The sequence below is a fragment of the Pradoshia sp. genome (assembly GCF_051873915.1).
Taxonomy (GTDB): domain Bacteria; phylum Bacillota; class Bacilli; order Bacillales; family Pradoshiaceae; genus Pradoshia.
Map to the genome: position 1 here is coordinate 1 of NZ_JBJEFJ010000039.1, position 3,336 is coordinate 3,336.

At 42.1% G+C, this 3,336-nt stretch carries 4 protein-coding genes and 1 riboswitch; of the genes, 1 reads left to right on the plus strand and 3 read right to left on the minus strand.

The genetic code is table 11. From position 1 onward, the window contains the following. The 3 genes from ACI35L_RS04550 to ACI35L_RS04560 all read right to left on the minus strand — a co-directional run. Nucleotides 1-472: GyrI-like domain-containing protein (locus ACI35L_RS04550; protein ID WP_439802322.1), on the minus strand; the 472-nt coding region annotated here is incomplete at its 3' end. Nucleotides 473-494: 22 nt separating this feature from the next. Then, nucleotides 495-1,370: a pentapeptide repeat-containing protein gene (locus ACI35L_RS04555; protein WP_439802323.1), complete on the minus strand. Its 876-nt coding sequence runs from the start codon at nucleotides 1,368-1,370 to the stop codon at nucleotides 495-497. Between the two features lie 102 nt (nucleotides 1,371-1,472). After that, nucleotides 1,473-1,871, minus strand: a complete 399-nt coding sequence (locus tag ACI35L_RS04560) for a PH domain-containing protein (protein ID WP_439802325.1) — start codon at nucleotides 1,869-1,871, stop codon at nucleotides 1,473-1,475. 163 nt (nucleotides 1,872-2,034) lie between these two features. Then, nucleotides 2,035-2,133: riboswitch (purine riboswitch) on the plus strand. Nucleotides 2,134-2,185: 52 nt separating this feature from the next. On the opposite strand from ACI35L_RS04560, the gene ACI35L_RS04565 reads away from it, so the two are divergent. Continuing rightward, nucleotides 2,186-3,336: MFS transporter (locus tag ACI35L_RS04565; protein WP_439802324.1), on the plus strand; the 1,151-nt coding region annotated here is incomplete at its 3' end.

The window sequence follows — 3,336 nt, forward strand, 5'->3', positions numbered from 1 at the left end:
CAATCGTATCAAACAACTCTACATCTAAATCCTCCGCATCCCTCCAATCATGATACTTTTCGATATGCCAAGTATTCTTTCGCCTTACATAGCTGTTTTCTTCAATCCACTGATGTAAGTCATGATAGGCGTCCATTATTTGATGATTAGGTCCATGATAAGCTATAACGGCATAGCGTTGAGCTGGTATGGTCAAGGTCACCATATCTGATGGTATATCCTCAAAATCCTTTACTTCCACACAAACCCAGTATCCATCCTCCTCTGCTGTTTCATTCTCCACCATAAATGCGCCAAATTGTTCCCTTGGATTCATTACTTGTTTAATTTCATCTATGCGCTTGCTTAACCTGGATGACGCTTTCGGTATTTCAACAATATATTGATCACCTGAACACAACACTCGAAAACCAACTAACCTTAATTCATCAAGCTCTTTAACCGTTATATTTTGATTGATTGTTTCAGACATGTTCATCCCCCTATTCAATTCATCACAGCCAATGTCCAGGAGCTGTTAATGCAGATGGTAATTTCGTGTGCCTATTCCCCTTAGCTGAATTCACTTGAACTTGTGTAAGAAAAAGACTTCCGATTAGGTTAGTTCCTCTTAAGTCCGCATCTCTTAAGTCCGCACCAATGAGGTCTGCTTCTCTTAAATCAGCTTCTCGAAGATCAGCTGCAATGAGCATAGCCCCTCTTAAATGGGCTCCCCTTAGATTATCGCCTCTTAAATTGGCCCCGATTAGATCGCGGCCTTTGATGTTTTTTCTCTTTCTTCCAGGTTTTTTCGTATGCTTCCCTTTTGTCCGTACTAGTTCACTTGTTTGTTTTAGTAAAATATTCACGTTTTCCCGGGTGTCTGGGAGATAGAGAGATAAGATGGATTCGGGGCTTAAATGAGTGAGTTGTTCGGTTTCTTTAACGGCTTGCTCTAACTCCTGATAGATTGGGCGAGCTTCCTCTCTATGAAGAGCCTCAGATAAGTAATAAAGCATTTCGTGAAGCTGTTGTACGATGGGGAATACAGCGAACATTTCCTTAGCTGTCGCTTTATTTTTCCGCCAGTCATTGCCCTTGTATAACACTTGAGAAACATGTTGCCCTGCCCCAAAGCATTCATAGACTGTGCACCCCCTGAAGCCATTCAGCCTAAGGTTTTTATGAATTCCACAACGATGGTCTTGCTGGAGATTTCTGCAAGGCGTTCCTTCCTCTTTATCAAAGGCAAAATCAGAGGAAGCCGCAAAGGATAAGGCTACACAGCATAAGCCAAAACAATTCCCGCAGTCAGCACTGAATTTTTTTCGATTGTGATCATTCACTATATATTCAGGCAAATGGTTCTTCACATCCGTTCTTATTTTCATAGATACAAAATACAATGGTATTTGTATTCGAGGGAGAACGGCAGAAATCCTTCTAAAAGTCATCCCTAAACAAAAAAAGCCCCTGCTCAGGGACTTCCTTCACTATTCAATCCTTATAGCAGGATTTCGTTTTTTAAGCTCACTGATAAACGCCTCTTTATTTTTCGGTGAAATTTTAATACTGCCAAAAACAGTTGTCTGATTAGTGATTTCTATCGCATCTCTCGAGGACAGGATTCGATACCCAGTAAAGATGGCTTTTGTTGGGGCGACCTTGATGATTTTCTCGTATGGAATCCGGCTTTTGAATGGTCCACCCTTGATGAATAAATGGTCTTGGTGAAAAATATACTGTACAGAAAAGCACGTCCATAATAGAAAACCGATAACCAAAAGAAATACCAAGATCAATATGATACTACCAGCTAAATCATCACGAAATTCCTCCAGGAACAAGGGAAATATGGTTACGGAAGCGATAACAAGGACGACAATCACCATAACATTCACAAAAAACGCATCCACTTTAGAACGAAAGACCATTATGCATACTTACTTCCCTTTATATCTAAAACTGTATATCCTTACCTTTATTATACGATATTAAAAATTAATACTTGCTAAATGAGCGATAAGCTAGTAAACTTTTCAAAGTGTGCTACAAAAGAACAACATAATTTCAACCTGTATAACCTCAGAATATGGCGTGAGGGTCTCTACCAGGAACCATAAAGTCCTGACTACAGAAAATGAACCTTTTTCATTTTTTGTAGTCAGGATTTTTTTATTTTGTACAGAAAGGACGTTACTACAATATGAATCTTAAAGTAATTATACTAGCATTATCCGCTGTGGCGGTTGGATTGGTAGAACTGATCATCGGCGGAATCCTTCCGAACATTGCCAATGATTTAAATGTATCGATCAGCACGGCTGGACAGCTAATCACCGTCTTTGCCCTTATATACGCGATTGCAGGACCGGTTTTATTGGTCATGACGAATAAATATGAGCGTAAAAAAGTCTACCTCATCTCCATGGCCATCTTCTTCTTAGGAAACATCATCACCTACTTCAGTCCAAACTACACGGTTATGATGATTGCCCGTGTTTTAACGGCGATGAGTACAGCCTTAATCATGGTCTTATCCTTGATTATCGCGGCTAAAGTCGTTCATCCTTCACACCGAGCAAAGGCAATTGGCCTTGTAACGATGGGAATCAGCTCATCGCTCGTTATGGGTGTTCCGCTTGGCATCTTGATTTCAGAGCAATTCGGATGGCGTATCCTTTTCCTTGGAATAGCCGTTCTTTCAGTGGGATCATTTATTCTCGTTTCTATCTTCCTCGAACGTATTCCTGGAGAAAAATCGATTCCGTTATCACAGCAATTAAAGGCTGTCGCCAGTCCGAAAATCGGCACCGCTCATCTGGCAACGATGTTCATGCTGGCGGGGCATTACACGATTTATGCGTACTTCACCCCATTCCTTGAGGATGTCATGCATTTAGATGCGAATTGGGTCAGCATCTTCTATCTATTGTTCGGAATTGCGGCGGTAAGCGGCGGCGCATTGGGAGGCACGCTCTCTGACGCGATTGGCCCGCAAAAGAGCATCATTATCTTCATCGTCTCATTTGCGGTTGTGCTCTTCCTATTGCCGTTCTCCACATTCTCCATGTTCGTCTTCATCCCTGTGATGTTGATTTGGGGAGCACTCAGCTGGAGCCTATCACCTCCGCAGCAAAGCTATCTGATTCAAACAGATCCGGCTACATCCGATATTCAACAAAGCTTCAATAACTCTGCTTTACAGGTCGGCATCTCCATTGGATCTGGATTCGGCGGAATTGTATTAAGCCAAACAGGCTCCGTTTCGCATACGGCCTGGTACGGAAGCGCGGTTGTTCTGATCGCACTCGCTTGTGCGGTGTTCTCGATTACGAGGAAGGCTGTCGTCAGGGA

Coding starts and splice junctions, on each gene's coding strand:
- ACI35L_RS04555 (WP_439802323.1), bottom strand. CDS start 1,370: ATGAAAATAAGAACGGATGTGAAGAACCATTTGCCTGAATATATAGTG.
- ACI35L_RS04560 (WP_439802325.1), bottom strand. CDS start 1,871: ATGGTGATTGTCGTCCTTGTTATCGCTTCCGTAACCATATTTCCCTTG.